The organism is Providencia sp. PROV272 (genome assembly GCF_049901975.1).
GTDB classification, from domain to species: domain Bacteria; phylum Pseudomonadota; class Gammaproteobacteria; order Enterobacterales; family Enterobacteriaceae; genus Providencia; species Providencia stuartii.
In genome coordinates this window covers 3745418-3764136 of sequence record NZ_CP096291.1, presented here as the reverse complement: position 1 = coordinate 3764136, position 18719 = coordinate 3745418, and the positions used below count along the sequence as shown (strand labels likewise).

The 18719-nt window shown below is 43.7% G+C and carries 21 protein-coding genes; 7 read left to right on the top strand and 14 right to left on the bottom strand.

Annotation, left to right across the window (positions count from 1 at the left end):
• Positions 1–53 precede the first annotated feature (53 nt).
• The 3 genes from mqo to M1E93_RS17435 all read right to left on the bottom strand — a co-directional run bounded on the left by mqo (position 54) and on the right by M1E93_RS17435 (position 2943).
• The gene (gene mqo, locus M1E93_RS17445; protein WP_004915691.1) at positions 54–1547 is read right to left on the bottom strand and encodes a malate dehydrogenase (quinone); all 1494 of its coding nucleotides are present in this window, start codon (positions 1545–1547) and stop codon (positions 54–56) included.
• Positions 1548–1558: 11 nt separating this feature from the next.
• On the bottom strand, positions 1559–1948 hold the full coding sequence (locus tag M1E93_RS17440) for a cupin domain-containing protein (RefSeq protein ID WP_014657311.1): 390 nt from the start codon (positions 1946–1948) through the stop codon (positions 1559–1561).
• Positions 1949–2370: 422 nt separating this feature from the next.
• On the bottom strand, positions 2371–2943 hold the full coding sequence (locus M1E93_RS17435) for an NUDIX domain-containing protein (RefSeq protein WP_426207037.1): 573 nt from the start codon (positions 2941–2943) through the stop codon (positions 2371–2373).
• 80 nt (positions 2944–3023) lie between these two features.
• On the opposite strand from M1E93_RS17435, the gene M1E93_RS17430 reads away from it, so the two are divergent.
• Complete coding sequence (locus M1E93_RS17430; RefSeq protein WP_140035165.1) at positions 3024–3971, top strand: IS30 family transposase; 948 nt, start codon at positions 3024–3026, stop codon at positions 3969–3971.
• Between the two features lie 19 nt (positions 3972–3990).
• A complete protein-coding gene (locus M1E93_RS17425) occupies positions 3991–4530 on the top strand; it encodes an aromatic amino acid transport family protein (RefSeq protein ID WP_426207293.1) in 540 nt (179 codons plus the stop codon).
• A 140-nt stretch (positions 4531–4670) separates the two neighbouring features.
• Here M1E93_RS17425 and fis read toward each other — a convergent pair whose 3' ends face one another.
• The 11 genes from fis to M1E93_RS17370 all read right to left on the bottom strand — a co-directional run bounded on the left by fis (position 4671) and on the right by M1E93_RS17370 (position 13354).
• Positions 4671–4967: a DNA-binding transcriptional regulator Fis gene (gene fis / locus M1E93_RS17420; RefSeq protein ID WP_004258438.1), complete on the bottom strand. Its 297-nt coding sequence runs from the start codon at positions 4965–4967 to the stop codon at positions 4671–4673.
• 24 nt (positions 4968–4991) lie between these two features.
• Positions 4992–5957 (bottom strand): tRNA dihydrouridine synthase DusB, encoded by a 966-nt coding sequence (gene dusB, locus M1E93_RS17415; protein ID WP_014657558.1) that lies wholly within the window; start codon positions 5955–5957, stop codon positions 4992–4994.
• A gap of 317 nt (positions 5958–6274) precedes the next feature.
• Entirely contained in the window at positions 6275–7159 is an 885-nt protein-coding gene (prmA, locus tag M1E93_RS17410) for a 50S ribosomal protein L11 methyltransferase (protein ID WP_004925579.1), read from the bottom strand.
• A gap of 17 nt (positions 7160–7176) precedes the next feature.
• Positions 7177–8640 carry a sodium/pantothenate symporter gene (gene panF, locus M1E93_RS17405; protein WP_004925575.1) on the bottom strand — a complete coding sequence of 488 codons (1464 nt, stop codon included), beginning with the start codon at positions 8638–8640 and terminating at the stop codon, positions 7177–7179.
• A complete protein-coding gene (locus M1E93_RS17400) occupies positions 8630–8872 on the bottom strand; it encodes a YhdT family protein (RefSeq protein WP_004925572.1) in 243 nt (80 codons plus the stop codon). Before M1E93_RS17400 ends, panF begins: the two co-directional genes overlap by 11 nt.
• Positions 8873–9013: 141 nt before the next feature.
• Entirely contained in the window at positions 9014–9316 is a 303-nt protein-coding gene (locus tag M1E93_RS17395) for a DUF202 domain-containing protein (RefSeq protein WP_004925569.1), read from the bottom strand.
• Between the two features lie 8 nt (positions 9317–9324).
• Complete coding sequence (locus M1E93_RS17390; protein ID WP_004925566.1) at positions 9325–9681, bottom strand: YidH family protein; 357 nt, start codon at positions 9679–9681, stop codon at positions 9325–9327.
• A 139-nt stretch (positions 9682–9820) separates the two neighbouring features.
• A complete protein-coding gene (gene accC / locus M1E93_RS17385) occupies positions 9821–11167 on the bottom strand; it encodes an acetyl-CoA carboxylase biotin carboxylase subunit (protein WP_004925561.1) in 1347 nt (448 codons plus the stop codon).
• Between the two features lie 12 nt (positions 11168–11179).
• A complete protein-coding gene (gene accB, locus M1E93_RS17380) occupies positions 11180–11656 on the bottom strand; it encodes an acetyl-CoA carboxylase biotin carboxyl carrier protein (protein WP_004925558.1) in 477 nt (158 codons plus the stop codon).
• A 39-nt stretch (positions 11657–11695) separates the two neighbouring features.
• The gene (gene aroQ / locus M1E93_RS17375) at positions 11696–12139 is read right to left on the bottom strand and encodes a type II 3-dehydroquinate dehydratase (protein ID WP_004925554.1); all 444 of its coding nucleotides are present in this window, start codon (positions 12137–12139) and stop codon (positions 11696–11698) included.
• A gap of 231 nt (positions 12140–12370) precedes the next feature.
• Complete coding sequence (locus M1E93_RS17370) at positions 12371–13354, bottom strand: oxidoreductase (protein ID WP_036943050.1); 984 nt, start codon at positions 13352–13354, stop codon at positions 12371–12373.
• A 632-nt stretch (positions 13355–13986) separates the two neighbouring features.
• On the opposite strand from M1E93_RS17370, the gene M1E93_RS17365 reads away from it, so the two are divergent.
• The 5 genes from M1E93_RS17365 (at position 13987) to rng (ending at position 18708) form a co-directional block, all read left to right on the top strand.
• Entirely contained in the window at positions 13987–15030 is a 1044-nt protein-coding gene (locus tag M1E93_RS17365) for a rod shape-determining protein (protein ID WP_014657562.1), read from the top strand.
• Between the two features lie 87 nt (positions 15031–15117).
• Positions 15118–16086, top strand: coding sequence for a rod shape-determining protein MreC (gene mreC, locus M1E93_RS17360; RefSeq protein ID WP_004925539.1), 969 nt, complete (start codon positions 15118–15120; stop codon positions 16084–16086).
• A 39-nt stretch (positions 16087–16125) separates the two neighbouring features.
• Positions 16126–16614, top strand: a complete 489-nt coding sequence (mreD, locus tag M1E93_RS17355) for a rod shape-determining protein MreD (RefSeq protein WP_004925536.1) — start codon at positions 16126–16128, stop codon at positions 16612–16614.
• Positions 16615–16654: 40 nt separating this feature from the next.
• A complete protein-coding gene (locus M1E93_RS17350) occupies positions 16655–17242 on the top strand; it encodes a Maf family protein (protein WP_004925534.1) in 588 nt (195 codons plus the stop codon).
• Positions 17239–18708, top strand: a complete 1470-nt coding sequence (rng, locus tag M1E93_RS17345; RefSeq protein ID WP_426207036.1) for a ribonuclease G — start codon at positions 17239–17241, stop codon at positions 18706–18708. Before M1E93_RS17350 ends, rng begins: the two co-directional genes overlap by 4 nt.
• The last annotated feature ends 11 nt before the right edge of the window (positions 18709–18719 follow it).

Below are 18719 nucleotides of genomic sequence, written 5' to 3'. Positions count from 1 at the left end.
ACTATGGTGAAATAATGTCGGGTAAATAACTTTATTTACCCGACAGCGCTGAATTAATTATCCAGTTTGAGCACTTTTGCCGTTGCCGCACGGATATCAGAGCAAGCTTTTGCATCGACTTTTAAGTCAATACCATAAGTTGGAATGATCTCTTTTAAGCGTGCTTCCCAGCCATCTGCACTAAGCTGCTCGGCAAAACAAGTTTTCAAAACGTTTAGCGCGATAAAGGCCGCAGTAGAAGCGCCCGGTGATGCTCCCATTAATACGGTGAAGGACTTATCTGCACTGGTAATTAGCTCCGTGCCGAATTCCAAGACCCCTTTCTTATCATGATCTGGCTTAATGATTTGTACACGTTGACCCGCGACAACTTCTTTCCAGTCTTCATGTTGTGCTTCAGGGTAGAACTCTTGTAGCATCGCAAACTGATGTGCTGATGTTTGTAATACTTGTCCAACTAAGTATTCCGCCAGCGACCAGTTATCTTTAGCAACTGCCAGCATCGGTTCGATGTTATTTAAGCGCACAGATTCAAACAAGTCTAAATAAGAGCCATGTTTAAGGAACTTACTGGAAAAACCCGCGTAAGGTCCGAATAGAAGTGAACGTTTGCCGCCAATGATACGTGTATCTAAGTGAGGCACTGACATCGGAGGGGAGCCTTTGCTTGCTTTACCATAAACTTTTGCATGATGGCGATTAGCAATCTCTTCGTTGTCGCAACGTAGCCAGATACCACTTACAGGGAAGCCACCGAAGCCTTTACCTTCTGGGATGCCTGATTTTTGTAGTAGCTCTATTGCACGTCCACCCGCGCCCACAAACACAAATTTCGCTGATGTGATGGTTTTTTCGTGAGTGAGTAGGTTTTTAACCTCAATATTCCATCGACCCTCTGCGGTTTTCTTAACATCAACCACTTCATGCTTGTAATGAACAGTGAAACCCGATTGCTGTGTTAATTGCTCCATCAATAAATGGGTCAATGCACCATAATCTACGTCAGCCCCCGTTACCACGCGTGTGACTGCAATGGCTTCTTTTGGATCACGGCCTTCCATAATCAACGGTGCCCACTCATTGATCTGCTTAGGATCATCACTGTATTCCATGTTTTGGTAGCAGTGGTGAGCAGACATTTGGCGATAGCGTTGCTGGAGGAATTTTACGTTATCATCACCCCAAACAAAGCTCATATGTGGGCAAGGGTGAATGAAGTCACGGGGATCTTTGATTTTACCTTTGGTGACAAGATAGGACCAAAGTTGACGTGATAGGTCAAATTCAGTATTAACTTCAAGCGCTTTGCTGATATCCACTGTACCATCTGGGTTCGGTGGCGTGTAGTTCATTTCACAGTTTGCTGCGTGACCTGTTCCCGCATTATTCCATGGGTGGGAACTTTCTTGAGCACAGTCATTGAGTCTTTCAAATATCGCAATATTTAGCGATGGCTCAAGCTCTTTTAAAAAAGTTGCGAGTGTGGTGCTCATGATACCTGCGCCAATGAGCGCAATATCAACTTGTTCTGAAATAGGCTTACTCATTCAAAAAACTCCTAAGACTTAGAGGGTTTAAAACACAGTTCAGTGCCTTCTTGATAAACAACATAAGCACGGCGCCATGGTTCATCACCAATTAAACGCCATTTATGGCCAGTACCTGTGTTGTCTTGTGCGAGTAAAATATCACCAGGCTTGATAATAAAAGTTGAGCCGTCTTTGGTTTCGAATTCTAAAGTGCCTGAAAGTGTGATGACATAACGTGGTACAGGATCTTTATGCCAATCCCAAGACCCACCAGAGGTTGTTTCACGAAATGAAAGTTCACTGACGGCAATAGCAGGCGTTTCTTTATCGCCTCTAGCTTCACCACTTAATTCAATCGTACCTTCTTCAAAAAGAGAATTGCCATCTTCACCGGTCCACATACGAACACAACGTATCATATTATTAACCTCTTACATTTTATATGGCTGAACAAACAACTTAATTGGTAAAAGAGTGAGACTTTCAATAAAGGACTTTCTAAAAAAGACTAAACTGAAAATTAATAATTAACCTACTCGTTATTGTTGTAAATATAAAATATCACATTATTTGATTGTATCGTGTTTTATTTAAAATAAACACTGTAGTTATTAGATTAATAGTTCCTGATAGTATATTTGTGAATAAAAAATTATCGTAACCTATTGATTGTAATTTGGTATTTTTATTTATTTTTTGAGCTGGGATAAGAAATGTCAATATTTCTAGTATAGAGGAAATAAAACGTATTAATGTAAAAATATAAGAAGAAATAAACCCTATTTAATTTTCCTTCTTGGTTCTTATCAAGAAGGAAAATAGAATAATATAAATAGTACTTTTAATGACTCTTTAAAATATTATTTAGGGCAATGTGTTGTATAAGCATAATCGTTTTTCCATCAACAATCTCACCACTTTTTATCGCGGCTAATGCTTTTGGGAATTCCCACTCTAATACTTCAATATCTTCACCTTCCTCGGTAAGCCCACCTCCCGAATTGATGCGGTCGCCATCGTGATATTCGGCAATATAAAAATAGAGTTTTTCGGTGACGGAGCCTGGGCTCATATAGGCTTCATAGACTTTTTCTATTTTTTCGATACGAAAACCTGTTTCTTCTTCTGTTTCGGCAATAATGCGTTCTTCGGGCGATGCATTATCAAGCAACCCAGCCGCAGCTTCGATAAGAAAATGAGGATAGCCGTTGATATACAAAGGAAGGCGGAATTGGCGGATCAGTATAATGGTATTTTTCGCTTGGTTGTAAAGTAGGATAACAGCCCCGTCTCCTCTGTCATATGACTCACGGGTTTGCTGCTGCCAACGACCATCGCGGCGTTGAATTTCGTAAGTGTATTTTTTTAAGGTATACCAATTATCAGAGAGCGCGAATTCAGATAATAAGTGCAACGCTCGGTCATGTTAGATGGAAGGACGGTTAGCTACTGATAAGCTATCCTGCTCTTCCGACCAAAGATGAGCGAGTAAGTATGAAGTATCAGCAACTAACCGAAGGACAACGATACCAGATATCGATACTGCGTGAGGATAATTTATCCTGCCATGAGATAGGTATCCGTATCGGTGTAAGCAAGTCCACGGTCTCCCGTGAACTGAGGCGTAACACTTCAGATACTGGTTATAACCCACAACAGGCACACCAGAAGTGCTGTGATAGGCGGCTGTCATCTGCCAAAAGGACAATTCCTCAGCAGACCATAGATTTCGTGATATTTGCTCTGGAGTGGAAGTGGAGTCCTGAGCAAATAAGTGCAATTGGCAGCATTATTGGTCTTAGCGTCAGCCATGAATGGATTTACCAGTATATCTATGCGGATAAGCGTAGCGGTGGCGAGTTGTACAGGCATCTTAGGCAGGGCAAACGGCGATATCGTAAGGGCTACGGGCAGAAACGAGGGCGCATCCCTGATGCGGTATCCATTGAGCTACGGCCGTCAGTCGTCGATGACCGTAGCCGTCTGGGGGACTGGGAGGCCGATTTGGTGCAGGGTAAACAGGGCACTGGTGCTATCGTGACACTGGCAGAACGCAAAAGCCGTATTTACCTGACAAAAAAGGTGTTTTCAAAGGATGCGGTGGAAGTCAGTAAGGCCATTATCTCACTGCTGAGTGAGTATCAGGATGTATGTCACACAATAACGTTCGATAACGGTCTAGAGTTTAGTGAGCACAAGGCGATAGCAGAAGCACTGAACGCAGATACGTACTTTGCCCATCCGTATGCCTCGCATGAGCGTGGGCTGAACGAGAATACGAATGGGTTGTTAAGACAGTTTATCCCGAAAGGAACAGACCTGCGGACAGTGACAGAAGAAGACTTACAACGCTATCAGGGAGCGTTGAACAGCAGGCCACGCAAGTGTCTGGGGTTCAGACAACCTTCGGTGGTGTTTGCGGAGCTAAGAAAGGCGGCTTAGCGTTGCACTTCGGACTTGAATCCGCCTTCTCTATTTCCTATGGGTATTAGGAACGATGGGAAATTTACCTAGAACAGAGTTTTTAACCATCATCAATAAAGGTGGCAATCTTGATGCTTTTATTGAGTCACTTTACGCAGTTCTGAATAGCAAGCATATTGCGACATTTTTATTGTGGTTTTCAATCAGCGCCGTATTTTGCTCATTCTTAGGGGTAGCAATCGGTTTATTTGACTACATCTTAGCATCGTTGAATTTCCAAGATAACAGCTCCGGACGTATGAAATCTGCACTACTTTGCTTCTTACCTCCATTAATACTCTGCATGTTATTCCCTAATGGGTTTTTAGTTGCAATTGCCTATGCCGGTATGGCGGCCTGTATTTGGGCGATTATTTGTCCTGCGGTGATGGCACTTAAAGCTAGAGAGCGTTTTCCTGAATCAACGTTTAAAGTATGGGGAGGGAAGGGGTTAATATATGCGGTCATTGTGTTTGGGGTTGTAGGGATTATTTGCCAGCTACTTGCTCAGTTTAATTTGCTACCAATATATCGTTAATTGTTTAATCTCCTTTTATGCTAACTGTCAAAGGCACAGCAATTTTGCTGTGCCTTTTTACTATGGCTTTAACCATAATAAAAAAGCACTTCCTGAGAACCAGAAAGTGCTTCTAAAAACACTGCATTAACCGACTAGGATTAGTTCATGCCGTATTTTTTCAGCTTCTTACGCAGAGTACCGCGGTTGATACCCATCATCAGGGCTGCACGGGTCTGGTTTCCACGGGTATATTGCATAACCATGTCCAACAAAGGCTGCTCTACCTCAGCCAATACCAGCTCATATAAATCATTAACATCTTGATTGTTTAATTGAGCAAAATAGTTCTTCAGTGCTTGCTTAACTGAATCACGCAATGGTTTTTGAGTTACTTGATCTTGTGAATTTACAGTAGCAACGGTTAGTACGTCAGAATTTACGCGTTGTTCGAACATAGTTCTGTCAGCTCTTATCTTTATTTACGCAAAATATTCAAAAAATGCTTCCAACACCTCCAGCTGTTCGCTGGCGTCCTCAATGGCGTTGAATGAGCGCCGGAACTGGTCATCAGGTGCATGCTCTTTTAAATACCAAGAGACATGTTTGCGCGCTATACGGGCTCCTTTGCCTTGACCATAAAAGTCGTGCAACTCCTGTACGTGCGCAATCATAATGCGCTTCACCTCTGCCATAGGCATGGGGGGCAACATTTCACCTGTGTCCAGATAATGCTGGATTTCCCGAAAGATCCAGGGTCTTCCCTGAGCTGCTCGTCCTACCATTAGGGCATCAGCCCCCGTGTAATCTAAGACAGCTCTGGCTTTAAGCGGGTCAGTAATGTCACCATTGGCGATAACCGGTATGGCAACAGTCTGCTTAACTGCCCGTATGTTGTCGTACTCAGCTTCACCATTAAACAAACAGGCACGGGTCCTGCCGTGAATGGTCAGCGCTTGAATACCACAATCTTCGGCCAATTTGGCAATTTCTATGCAGTTTCGTTCTTCAGGTGACCAACCTGTGCGGATCTTCAGTGTAACAGGCACATCTACTGCTTTTACGACTGCCGACAGGATAGACTTCACCAAATCGGGATAGCGCAAGAGTGCAGAGCCTGCCAACTTACGATTCACTTTCTTAGCTGGACAGCCCATATTGATATCAATGATCTGGGCACCACTCTCAACATTAATCTGAGCCGCGGCAGCCATTTCATCGGGATCATTGCCAGCTATTTGAACGGAACGCACCCCCGGTTCATCGCGATGGATCATTCTTAGTCTCGATTTGTCAGTCTTCCAAACCTGTGGGTTAGAAGAAAGCATTTCTGATACCGTCATCCCCGCACCCATGTCATAACAGAGTGACCTAAATGGTCTATCCGTAATGCCTGCCATGGGGGCAGCAATAAGACAGTTTCTCAACTGATATTGTCCGATTCGCATAACTAAAGGGGGCCATACTGTGACTGCAAGGGCGCGTATATTACGCATTTTTTTCGAGATATGAAAGGACAAACTTTGAGCAAACCGTTATTTATCACTAACTTTTTTATCTTGATTTTTTCAAAATACAACTATTAGTCTTTTATAACAATGGGTTAGGTGTGTTTGTAAAAAAACACACGAAAACCGCAGTTAGTCCGTTCAAATCTCAAGCAGGATAGAATATCACCAGCAGTTGAACAATATTTGAGCTATAAGATAATCTATTCCTGCCCTAATTTCAAAGAAATTATTCACTGATTTTTATTATAAATTTGTCAAAAACGCTTGACACCAGTGATACGACACCATTCATCTTTTTCAGCGATAGGGTCTATCTCAAACAGTTGACGATAAGCATCGGCCACCCCTTCTGCTTGGGTAGCAAGGACACCTGAAAGCCCTAATAAACCTCCTGTACGAGGCAATACGCTTATCATAGGCGCTAACTCACGTAATGGGCCAGCTAAGATATTGGCGACCACGACATCGGCTTGTAGCTCTTTTGGCTGGTCTTTAGGCAAGTAGAGTGATAGGCGTTCTGAGACACCGTTGCGCTCCGCATTATCACGACTTGCGATAATCGCCTGTGGATCAATGTCGATCCCGATAGCTTGTGCAGCACCTAATTTTAATGCGGCGATCGCAAGAATACCGGATCCACAACCAAAATCGATGACGGTTTTACCTTCAAGATCAAGTCCATCCAGCCACTCTAGACATAACGACGTTGTTGGATGAGTACCTGTACCAAAGGCAAGGCCAGGGTCTAACATGACATTGACTGCGTTAGGATCTGGAACATCACGCCAGCTTGGGCAGATCCACAGGCGTTGCCCAAAGCGCATAGGATGAAAATTGTCCATCCACTCTCTTTCCCAGTCTTTATCTTCCAGTTGCTCGATTTTGTGAACAAAACCTTTTTCGAGCAGAGGGCTGTTTTCAAGTTGTGCCACAACCATGTTCATGTCAGTTTCAGCATCATAAAGGCCGATAACATCCGTATCGCCCCATAGTCGTGTTTCTCCCGGTAACGGTTCGAAAACAGGGGTATCATGACTATCTTGAAAGGTGACTGACACTGCGCCACTTTCAATAAGTTCATCGCCGAGAGCTTCGGCTTGTTGGCCTGTTGAGTTGAGTCTGAGTTGTATCCAAGGCATAGTTATTCTCTTTTAACTTAATTTTTTGCGGGCGTAGCCTGCTCATTGGGCGCCGATTGTACTGGATTTTTACCGAAAAGATTACCAATTATAAAAGCAATCAAGCTAAATAGTAGTGAAGGCACGATGGCGTGGAACCCCATGATTTCGATTTTAAATGATGCCAGTAGAGCATAAGAGACGCCGCCTACAATCATACCGCTAATCGCTCCCTTGCTGTTGGCTTTTTGCCAATATAGGCCTAAAACCAGTGGCCATAAAAACACTGCCTCCAGTCCACCAAAGGCCAGCAAGTTGAGCCAAATGATCATTTTGGGGGGATCCCATGCCGCGAACAGCAGCAAGATACCGAGTATTAAGGTTGAAAAACTCGAAATGCGGGAGAGCTTTTTCTCATTCTTAATTTGTTCGGGGGCGGCGCTTAAATAGATATCTTTTACAATCGTAGCTGATGACTGCAATAGCTGTGCGTTGATAGTTGACATGATTGCTGCCATTGGTGCGGCTAAGAAAATACCCGCCGCAAAAGGTGGTAGCACTTGCACCATCAATGTTGGAATAACCTGATCTGGAATAGTGAGATCAGGTAAGACGGCGCGGCCTAAGGCTCCGGCAAAGTGCATACCAAACATGAGTATTGCCATCACGATTGTGCCTATTACGATACCACGGTGAACGGCTTTACTGTCTTTGTAGGAAATACAGCGTACAGCCGTGTGTGGCAAACCAATCACCCCAAAACAGACTAAAATCCAAAAAGAGGCAAGGAAAGGGCCACTAAGAATATCATCGGCACCTTCTACGGAAACCAGTTTAGGGTCAATGGCCTGAATTTTTTCGACTGCCGCGCCAAGCCCACCTGCATGGTAAATGATCGCAACAAGCAAAATAACCGTACCTAACAACATAACGAGGCCTTGTAAGGCATCATTGAGCACACTAGCTCGAAAGCCACCGATAGCGGTATAGAGTGCGATAGAGATACCAAAAATCATTAAGCCATAGGTATAAGGGATACCCGCAGCGGTTTCGAGTAGTCGTGCACCGCCAATAAATTGCACGGTCATTGCGCCGAAAAAGGCGACGAGCAAACTGATACTTGCAAACCCAACTAAAAAGCGGCTTTGGTAACGTGCATAAAGCATATCATTGAGTGTTACTGCATTGTATCGGCGAGCTAAGATGGCAAATTTTTTCCCTAGTACACCCAGTGATAGCCAGATAGCAGGAAGCTGGATCATGGCAAGTAGTACCCAACCTAGCCCATATTTATAGGCTGCTCCTGGTCCACCGATAAATGAACTGGCGCTGACATAGGTTGCTGTGATCGTCATGGCGAGCACAAAACCCCCCATAGAGCGATTCCCTAAAAAATACTCATTGAGGAATTCTCCCTTTGTGCGTTTGCGATAAGCGTACACAGATAGCAAGAATACGAGTGCAAGATAACCAATTAGAGGTAGTAGAACTTCAGTCTGCATCCCTATCCTCCAGCGGAATATCTTTAAAAATAATTTTGACCATCATAATACACAGTAAAATGAAAATGACCGGTAGGATGAGACATGACCATTCAAACCATAAAGGTAAACCTGTCAAGCCAATCGCATTACTCGGAAGATAGGCACAAATAACCCAACCAACTAAATAGGCGAGCGTCAGATAGAGTGACCAGCGAGCTTCCCTGTTTGATTGAAGAAAACGTTTATCCATACGTATTTCCCCCTCATAGAAATAAAAATAATCAGGGATTGTACGATAAACCTAGGAATGTGTGTAAAAAAACAGACCAAGGAAAGCCAAGGTGCTTAGTTTACAACCAAAGATAATTTTGAGTATGTAGGATAGTAAGTATTATTTATCTACCAACAGGTGCACAATCAATAGGATGGACATAGTAAAAATAGCAAAAGCCGTAATATAAAGAAAAAGTGAGCTATCTATCTTAAGTCCACTATTTTGATACGCTGTTGAAATACTCCTTTTGAAGCTAATTAAGCACAGTAGGGCGATTGCAATGACAGCTCCTAATAACGCTAGCCATGACGACTGTATTAGCCCTAGTCGTAAGAACAATAACCCATTGATTGCTAACAGGAGCAAAGTACGGCTCCAGGCTTGTTGTGTTCTTTCCGGCTGTAAACCAGGATCACGCATGATAGTGCCTATAGCAGAACATAGAAGAGTGAAATGACGGCAATGACGGTAATGAATAGCGTCATCATAGTAAGAAAGGAGGTGTATTGTAACGGCTCCTCTTTGCGCATAGCGATTTCGTTTTGTCGCCAGCGATAAAGAGCCATAATGGCGGTAATCCCCCCCGCAGATGCAAGAAAAACCGCTAATAAGGTTCTTAGCCAAGGGGCGGCAGCCTCATGTAGGAGCTGTTCAATGGCAATAGCACCCGCTAATAGTGCTAACGCGGTTCTGATCCATGCTAGAAATGTTCTTTCATTCGCCAATGAGAATCGATAGTCTGGCGTTTTTCCAATGTTTTTCCACTTATTACGTTTAAAAGACATGGTTTTTTCACTATGTTGATTGTCGTGGTGGTGTTTGGGGTATGTGACTCATGATAGCTTGATTATGAGATAAAAAAATACCGGAAAGGTGACTTTCCGGTATTTGATGAATGAGAGGTGAATCTCAGTGTTTCAGTCATTACTCCTGAATACCGAGTTTTTTCTCCAAATAGTGGATGTTAGTGCCACCTTTTTGGAAGTTTTCATCATTCATGATCATTTGGTGCAGTTCAATATTGGTTTTGATGCCATCGATGATCAGCTCATTAAGCGCATTCTTCATACGCATAATGGCGATTTCACGTGTTTCACCGTAGGTGATCAATTTACCAATCATTGAGTCATAGTATGGCGGTACGCTATAGCCTGCATAAATGTGAGATTCCCAACGAACACCAAAGCCACCTGGCGAATGGAAACGGGTGATCTTACCTGGGCTAGGCATAAAGGTATTCGGATCTTCAGCATTGATACGACATTCAATCGCATGACCACGAACGATAACATCTTCCTGTTTTACTGATAATGGTAAACCAGATGCGATGCGTAACTGTTCTTTGATCAAGTCAACGCCAGTGACCATCTCTGTTACTGGATGCTCAACCTGAATACGGGTGTTCATCTCAATAAAGTAGAATTCACCATTCTCATAGAGGAATTCGAAAGTACCTGCACCACGATAGCCAATTTCTATACAAGCATTAGCACAACGCTCACCGATATTGCGGCGAACTTCAGGAGTAATACCTGGTGCTGGGGCTTCTTCAACAACTTTTTGGTGGCGACGTTGCATTGAGCAGTCACGCTCTGCCAAGTAAATGGCATTGCCTTGACCATCAGCCATAACTTGGATTTCAACATGACGAGGGTTTTCAAGGTATTTTTCCATGTAAACCATATCATTATTGAAGGCCGCTTTAGCTTCTGCACGCGTCAGATTGATGGAAGATTCCAAATCTTTTTCGTTACGCACAACACGCATACCACGACCACCGCCGCCGCCAGAGGCTTTGATGATAACAGGATAGCCGATACGTTGTGCGATAGCTTTGTTTTTATCAGTATCGCTGCCTAGTGGACCATCAGAACCTGGTACACAAGGAACACCGGCAATTTTCATCGCTTCGATAGCGGAAACTTTATCGCCCATTAGGCGGATGGTTTCAGCTTTTGGTCCGATAAAAATAAAGCCTGAACGTTCAACTTGTTCAGCAAAATCAGCATTTTCAGACAGGAAGCCATATCCTGGGTGAATAGCTTGAGCCCCTGAAATCTCTGCCGCTGAAATGATAGCGGGAATGTTCAAGTAGCTTTTTGCGGAGGCTGCTGGGCCGATACAAATAGTCTCGTCTGCCAACAGCACATGTTTTAAATCACTATCTGCCGCGGAGTGCACAGCTACGGTCTTAATGCCTAACTCTTTACAGGCACGAAGAATACGCAGTGCGATTTCGCCACGGTTAGCAATGACAATTTTTTCCAGCATGGAAACGCCTCGTTATTCGATAACCACCAACGGCTGGTCATATTCAATTGGCTCGCCGTTCTCTGCCAGGATTGCTTTCACAACACCTGCTTTTTCTGCTTCGATTTGGTTCATCATTTTCATTGCTTCGATGATGAAAAGTGGATCACCGACGTTGACAGTTTGGCCAACTTCAATAAATGGTTTTGCTTCAGGGCTTGGTGAACGGTAGAAAGTTCCCACCATAGGTGAGCGAACTTGGTGGCCCGCAACAGCAGCCGCTGCTGGAGCTGGGGCTGCCGCCGCCGCTTCTTGAGCAGGTGCAACAGCGGTAGCTAATGCTGGCTGAGCTGCTGGCGCTGAATAAAATTGTTGAGGAGCCGTCATGACCTGAGAAGTAGCTGAAACGCGACTGATGCGTACTGATTCTTCACCTTCAGAAATTTCCAGTTCAGAAATACCAGACTCTTCGACCAGTTCGATCAGCTTTTTAATTTTACGAATATCCATGGATATGATTCCGTACTCTTATATTTGGATTTAATTGATTTATGACAGACGGTTAACCGCTGCCTGTAACGCGAAACTGTAACCGTCAGCACCAAGACCACAAATCACACCGACAGCTTTATCGGAAAGATAGGAGTGATGGCGAAACGGTTCTCTGGCATGCACATTAGACAGATGGATCTCGATAAACGGGAGTGCAACTGCTAATAATGCATCACGTAGGGCAACACTTGTATGTGTGAATGCCGCCGGGTTAATCAGAATAAAATCTACGTTATCTTTTGCAGCATGAATCTTTTCAATCAACTCATGTTCTGCATTAGACTGAAAATGACTCAATTTTACACCTAGCTGTTCCGCTTCTGCGGTTAACTTGGAGACAATATCTACCAGAGTTTGATTACCATATTTCTCTGGCTCCCTTGTGCCAAGTAGGTTTAGATTCGGTCCATTGAGGAGTAAAATGTGAATATCTTCTGTCATTGTGGTGCTAACTCCGACGATATGTCAATAACCTGACAACATAACCTGATGTTGGCGGTTTGTCATCTTTTATCATAAAAATAAATGAAATCTTTATCGATAAAAAACGCTATTATAATTATTTCGTGGCATATGACAGCAAAATACTGGTCTTATCAGAGAAATTACCCGAATTTATTTTTTGAATTGTGCGGTAATCCAAATTTCTGAATATCTCCGCACAAATTCAAATTATGAACGCGAAATGTTCACCAGTGTACGCCCTGTTATCTGATTTTTTAAGATCTTTTGTGCGTACTCAATGGACTGCGTTAAGGTAATTTCTGAGGTAACCTGTGTATAAAATGACTCAGGAAGTAATTGTGTGAGGCGTTGCCAAACGGCGGAGCGCTTCGCGGCAGGGTAGTAAACAGAATCGACGCCTTGCAGGCGAATATTGCGCAAAATAAATGGCATGACAGTCGTCGGTAATGAAAATCCTCCGGCTAGGCCACAAGCCGCGACAGCACCATTATATTGTGTTTGGGCTAATATATTCGCGAGTACCTCTGCGCCTACCGTATCAACTGCACCAGCCCAATGTTGCTTATCAAGTGGTTTGGCCGGGGAGGTAAATTGGCTTCGTGGTAGCACTCTTTTTGCCCCTATTTGCTGCAAATAGTCACTGTTTTCGGCGCGTCCTGAGATGGCAACGACATCATAGCCTAACGATGATAAAAGCTGTATTGCGGTAGAGCCGACACCGCCGCTAGCGCCACTGACAATAATTTCCCCTCTCTCTGGCGTGATCCCAGCATCTTCTAATGCGTTGACACAGAGCATAGCGGTGAAGCCTGCCGTACCGATAATCATCGCTTGGCGTAGTGATAGATCTTCAGGAAGCGGTGTGAGGTAATCTGCGGGAACACGAGCTTGTGTCGCCAGTCCACCCCAGTGCGTTTCGCCTACACCCCAGCCTGTGAGTAAAACATGTTGGCCGACACTAAAGCGAGGATCTTCGCTGTGGTGTACGACACCCGAGAAATCAATGCCAGGCACCATGGGGTATTGACGTACAATCCCTGCCTTACCACTGATAGCGAGGGCATCTTTATAATTTAATGTGGACCAATAAATATCCACGATAACATCGCCAGCAGGAAGTTGTTCAGTGGGAATGGATTGGATATCGGATGTGAGTTGGTCATCGTGTTTCTGTAGGACGAGGGCTTTCATACTTCGCTCCTAATTTTGAGGGGATTTTTTAGTCAATTTAAGAATAATGAATGATATCTATCATGGCAACTTTATCGCAACCGAGTGAGTTGTGACGCTCGTATCATTACTATTGTAATTAATTTGTAAAAATGTAATTTTTTCTGGCATAAACACTGTTTTATCGTGCAAAATATCACGTTACGAAGATTTCTGTTTGTGAATAAGTACCATTACCTAGTTTCTTTAGTGAGTAATGGAACTAACATACAGAAAATGCACGTGTTTAGCTGTGAAGCTAGTCGATGTGCAACAATAAAAAAAATAACAAAATATTATTTGAACTTGTAGCTATAAAAACTTGTCAACACAGGGTGGAAGAGAAGACGGCGTATATAACAACCAAAGTGCTATTGTCTGTTGATAAATTTATGCATAAATAAGTTAAATTTACTCACCAATAAATGGCCCTTTTTAAAGGTTGTTATCTGCTTCGTTTTCTAAAGAGGCATGTACAGTCATTTGTGCTGTAACAACAGATGGATTAACCATATTTTTCGAAGCGGCTCATTAACGCCTTGAGACAGCTTCAAGTGGTTGGTAGAGTAGACGGGTTTTTATTCGTCCCCAGCTTGCAGGATAACCCTTTCGTTATGTTTAAAAAATTTCGTGGCATGTTTTCTAATGACTTGTCAATTGACTTGGGTACGGCCAATACCCTTATTTATGTCAAAGGACAAGGCGTAAAATTAAATGAACCTTCTGTTGTCGCTATTCGCCAAGACCGCTCAGGTACGCCAAAAAGCGTCGCGGCTGTTGGTGGTGAAGCTAAGCAAATGCTGGGGCGTACACCAGGTAACATTTCAGCGATAAGACCAATGAAAGATGGTGTTATTGCAGACTTTTTCTTAACTGAAAAAATGCTTCAGCATTTTATCAAACAGGTTCATAGCAATAGTTTCCTTCGCCCAAGCCCTCGCGTGCTGGTCTGCGTTCCTGTTGGCGCAACTCAAGTTGAACGTAAAGCAATTCGTGAATCTGCGTTAAGTGCGGGTGCACGTGAAGTCTTTTTAATTGAAGAACCTATGGCTGCGGCAATTGGTGCTGGGTTGCCGGTTTCTGAAGCGACAGGTTCAATGGTTGTTGATATCGGTGGTGGTACTACCGAGGTAGCGGTTATTTCGTTGAATGGTGTTGTCTATTCTTCTTCTGTTCGCATTGGGGGGGACCGTTTTGATGAGGCGATCATTAACTATGTTCGTCGCAACTATGGCTCTTTAATTGGTGAAGCAACCGCTGAGCGTATTAAGCATGGTATCGGTTCTGCTTACCCAACTGATGAAGTTTATGAAATAGAAGTTCGTGGTCGTAACCTCGCTGAAGGTGTGCCGCGCGGCTTCAAAATGAATTCAAATGAAATTTTAGAGGCATTGCAAGAGCCACTAACCGGTATTGTTAGTGCTGTCATGTTAGCATTAGAACAGTGCCCTCCTGAATTAGCTTCTGATATTTCAGAACGCGGTATGGTATTAACTGGCGGCGGTGCTCTGCTACGTAACCTCGATCGCTTACTAATGGAAGAGACAGGTATACCTGTTATCGTTGCTGAAGATCCTTTGACCTGTGTTGCTCGTGGTGGCGGTAAAGCACTAGAGATGATTGATATGCACGGTGGCGATCTGTTTAGCGATGACTAAATAACGCTATAGGCAAGCTGGGGCTTTGGCTCCGGCTGCTGATTTGCCTATTTTTGTTCCTCCGAACTTAGTGAAACACAGCCATACATGAAGCCGATTTTTAGGCGAGGTCCATCGCTCCAGCTGCGTATTTTTATTGCTGTTATTGCCGCAATCGCACTGGTCGTGATCGATCATCGCTTTGAGCCTTTCAATAAAATCCGTAACTATCTAGACACGGCGGTTAGCCCATTTTACTTTTTGGCTAATGGCCCACGTCAATTTCTTGATAATATTTCGGAAAATTTCTCCTCGCGTGAACAACTCCAGTTTGAAAATAAGGCATTGCGTCAGGAATTGTTGTTGAAAAAAGCAGATAGTCTTTTGCTCGAACAATTAAAGCAAGAGAACGCTCGCCTGAGAGAATTACTTGGCTCACCGCTCCGTCAAGATGAACACATGATGGTCACACAAGTGATCTCGGGAGCGAACACGCCTTATCGAGACCAAGTCGTTATCGATAAAGGTGAAAATGATAATGTGTACGAAGGGCAGCCCGTCATTAGTGATAAAGGGGTTGTAGGGCAAGTCGTTGGTGTTAGCCAATTTAATAGTCGCGTCTTGCTGATTTGTGACACGACCCATGCGCTACCGGTACAGGTATTACGTAATGATATCCGAGTGATCGCCGCGGGATCGGGGTGTGCCGATGACTTACAGTTAGAGCCACTGCCTGAAAATACGGATATTCGCGTTGGGGATGTTTTGGTCACATCCGGTTTAGGTGGTCGTTTCCCTGAAGGCTACCCTGTGGCCGTTGTCTCTAATGTTAAGCACGATACTCAGCGGGCTTATACGATTATTAGCGCAAGGCCAAGTGCTGAGTTGCAGCGCTTACGCTATTTGTTACTATTATGGGGTAATGATAACGATGCCGTTACACCATTACAGCCTTCAGAGGTCTATCGCGCTGCCAATGAGCGTCTGATGAAGGTGCTCCCACAAGTATTACCAAACCCGAGTGAAATTCAGGGTCCACCGTTACCTCCATCAATGTCTCAAGAAGCCCAACCATAAAGGAAGGTATAATGGCTATGGGTAAAGAGGGTTAGTTAAATGGATGAATATCGCGGTAATGGTCGCAGTATTATTTGGATTTCTTTTTTCATTGCATTGATTTTGCAATTGGTCCCATGGCCGGAACAATTTACGTTTTATCGGCCATCATGGTTACTTTTGATCCTTATCTACTGGGTTATGGCGTTACCGCACCGTGTAAGTGTGGGAACGAGCTTTATTCTTGGCATTATTGTTGACTCTATTCAAGGTTCGGCATTGGGGGTTCACGCCCTTTCATACAGTATTATTTGTTATCTTGTCTCCTATAAATACCAATTACTGAGAAATATGGCGCTGTGGCAGCAAGCCTTAATCATTGTGTTGCTGACAATCATACTGGATATGACTGTTTTTTGGGCTGAATTTGTCTCTTCTCAGGTATTATTCCACCCTCAAGTATTCTGGAATAGTCTCGTAAATGGTATTCTGTGGCCATGGCTGTTTTTGCTATTACGGAAAATTCGTCGTCAGTTTTCAGTGTGTTAAGATTTTTACCGGCTGGCAATTATCTCTGGAATATCGTTTTATGAGTTATATTTATTTGGCTTCTGGTTCGCCGAGAAGAAGAGAGCTTGTGCAACTATTAGGATATCATTTTGATATCTTGCTTCCCAACGTTGAGGAACAATGGCAACCGGGTGAAACTCCTGAAGCGTATGTTCAACGTTTGGCGCGGGAGAAATCACAGGCGGGGGTTAAAATAGCGCCTAAAAAATACCCGGTAATTGGGGCAGACACCATTGTTGTTCTTAATAATCAAATCCTAGAGAAACCTCGCCATGAACAGCATGCTCAAGAAATGCTGTCAGCCCTTTCGGGAAATACGCACCAAGTGATGACGGCTGTCGCAATCTCGGATATGGATCGCACACTCAGCGCATTGATTGTGACAGATGTGACGTTCCGCGAGTTATCTTTAACTGAAATACAGGATTATATAAAGTCAGGGGAGCCTATGGATAAAGCTGGAGCCTATGGGATCCAAGGTAAGGGTGGCTGTTATGTAAGGCGTATAAATGGCAGCTATCATGCAGTTGTTGGTTTACCGTTAGTAGAAACAGATGAATTAATACAACGATTTTTAGCGTTAAGTGATGGTAAGGGGATGTCATGACGGCTGAGTTACTAGTAAATGTTACACCATCTGAAACGCGCGTTGCTTATATTGATGGTGGGATTTTGCAAGAAATCCACGTAGAGCGAGAAGCAAAAAGAGGAATTGTAGGGAATATCTACAAAGGTCGTGTGAGCCGTGTGTTGCCCGGTATGCAGGCGGCCTTTGTTGATATTGGTCTGGATAAAGCTGCCTTCTTACATGCCTCCGATATTATGCCTCATACCGAGTGCATTGCTGGGGATGAGCAAAAGAATTTCCATGTTAGAGATATCGCTGAACTTGTTAAACAAGGCCAAGACTTGATTGTTCAAGTCGTGAAGGATCCCTTAGGCACGAAAGGTGCAAGGCTCACGACAGATATTACATTGCCTTCCCGCTATCTGGTATTTATGCCGGGAGCTTCACATGTTGGTGTGTCACAGCGCATTGAAAGTGAAAGTGAACGTGAGCGTTTAAAAGAGTGCGTGTCTCAATATTGCGATGAAAATGGTGGCTTTATCATACGCACCGCTGCTGAAGGGGTGGGTGAAGATGAAGTGAAGCAAGATGCGGCATTTCTCAAACGTTTGTGGGCTAAAGTCATTGAACGGAAGAAACGTAATGTCACTCGCACCAAAATTTATGGCGAATTATCAATCGCTTACCGGATAATTCGTGATTTTGCGGGGGCCTCATTAGATAGAATTCGTGTGGATTCTCGTCTAACCTATAAGGAGTTACAGGAGTTTATTGAAGAATATGTTCCTGAAATGACAGCTAAGCTTGAATTGTATCAAGGTAACCAGCCGATTTTTGATTTGTTTGACGTAGAGAACGAGATCCAACGCGCGATGGATCGGAAAGTCGAATTGAAATCAGGTGGTTATTTGATTATCGATCAAACTGAAGCGATGACGACAATCGATATCAATACAGGGGCGTTTGTAGGGCATCGCAATCTTGAGGAGACCATCTTTAACACCAATATAGAGGCGACCCAAGCGATTGCTCGTCAGTTACGGCTGAGAAATTTGGGCGGTATTATTATTATCGATTTTATTGATATGAGTGATATCGAGCACCGTCGCCGTGTTTTAGCCTCTTTGGAGCAGGCGCTTAGTAAAGATAAAGTAAAAACCACGATCAATGGCTTTTCTCAGCTAGGGCTAGTGGAAATGACGCGTAAGCGTACCCGGGAGAGCCTTGAACATGTTTTGTGTGATGTGTGCCCAACTTGCCAAGGGCGTGGCACAGTAAAATCGGTTGAAACCGTGTGTTATGAAATTTTACGAGAAATTGTTCGTGTTCATCGCACAATCGATGCAGATAGGTTCTTAGTTTATGCTTTCCAATCAGTGGTTGATGCACTGACTGGTGACGAGTCTCATGCCCTTGCGGAAGTGGAAATTTTTGTCGGTAAGCAGGTTAAAGTTCAGACTGAATCGTTATACAGTCAGGAACAGTTTGATGTCATCATGATGTAGTTTTTACGTGA

What these genes read in the sequence shown, in the direction of transcription:
- mqo (WP_004915691.1), bottom strand. Translation starts at nt 1,547, where the DNA reads ATGAGTAAGCCTATTTCAGAACAAGTTGATATTGCGCTCATTGGCGCA.
- M1E93_RS17440 (WP_014657311.1), bottom strand. Translation starts at nt 1,948, where the DNA reads ATGATACGTTGTGTTCGTATGTGGACCGGTGAAGATGGCAATTCTCTT.
- M1E93_RS17350 (WP_004925534.1), top strand. Translation starts at nt 16,655, where the DNA reads ATGAGTTATATTTATTTGGCTTCTGGTTCGCCGAGAAGAAGAGAGCTT.
- accC (WP_004925561.1), bottom strand. Translation starts at nt 11,167, where the DNA reads ATGCTGGAAAAAATTGTCATTGCTAACCGTGGCGAAATCGCACTGCGT.
- accB (WP_004925558.1), bottom strand. Translation starts at nt 11,656, where the DNA reads ATGGATATTCGTAAAATTAAAAAGCTGATCGAACTGGTCGAAGAGTCT.
- rng (WP_426207036.1), top strand. Translation starts at nt 17,239, where the DNA reads ATGACGGCTGAGTTACTAGTAAATGTTACACCATCTGAAACGCGCGTT.
- dusB (WP_014657558.1), bottom strand. Translation starts at nt 5,957, where the DNA reads ATGCGAATCGGACAATATCAGTTGAGAAACTGTCTTATTGCTGCCCCC.
- aroQ (WP_004925554.1), bottom strand. Translation starts at nt 12,139, where the DNA reads ATGACAGAAGATATTCACATTTTACTCCTCAATGGACCGAATCTAAAC.
- M1E93_RS17370 (WP_036943050.1), bottom strand. Translation starts at nt 13,354, where the DNA reads ATGAAAGCCCTCGTCCTACAGAAACACGATGACCAACTCACATCCGAT.
- mreD (WP_004925536.1), top strand. Translation starts at nt 16,126, where the DNA reads ATGGATGAATATCGCGGTAATGGTCGCAGTATTATTTGGATTTCTTTT.
- prmA (WP_004925579.1), bottom strand. Translation starts at nt 7,159, where the DNA reads ATGCCTTGGATACAACTCAGACTCAACTCAACAGGCCAACAAGCCGAA.
- M1E93_RS17395 (WP_004925569.1), bottom strand. Translation starts at nt 9,316, where the DNA reads ATGCGTGATCCTGGTTTACAGCCGGAAAGAACACAACAAGCCTGGAGC.
- panF (WP_004925575.1), bottom strand. Translation starts at nt 8,640, where the DNA reads ATGCAGACTGAAGTTCTACTACCTCTAATTGGTTATCTTGCACTCGTA.
- M1E93_RS17400 (WP_004925572.1), bottom strand. Translation starts at nt 8,872, where the DNA reads ATGGATAAACGTTTTCTTCAATCAAACAGGGAAGCTCGCTGGTCACTC.
- M1E93_RS17430 (WP_140035165.1), top strand. Translation starts at nt 3,024, where the DNA reads ATGAAGTATCAGCAACTAACCGAAGGACAACGATACCAGATATCGATA.
- M1E93_RS17390 (WP_004925566.1), bottom strand. Translation starts at nt 9,681, where the DNA reads ATGTCTTTTAAACGTAATAAGTGGAAAAACATTGGAAAAACGCCAGAC.
- M1E93_RS17365 (WP_014657562.1), top strand. Translation starts at nt 13,987, where the DNA reads ATGTTTAAAAAATTTCGTGGCATGTTTTCTAATGACTTGTCAATTGAC.
- fis (WP_004258438.1), bottom strand. Translation starts at nt 4,967, where the DNA reads ATGTTCGAACAACGCGTAAATTCTGACGTACTAACCGTTGCTACTGTA.
- mreC (WP_004925539.1), top strand. Translation starts at nt 15,118, where the DNA reads ATGAAGCCGATTTTTAGGCGAGGTCCATCGCTCCAGCTGCGTATTTTT.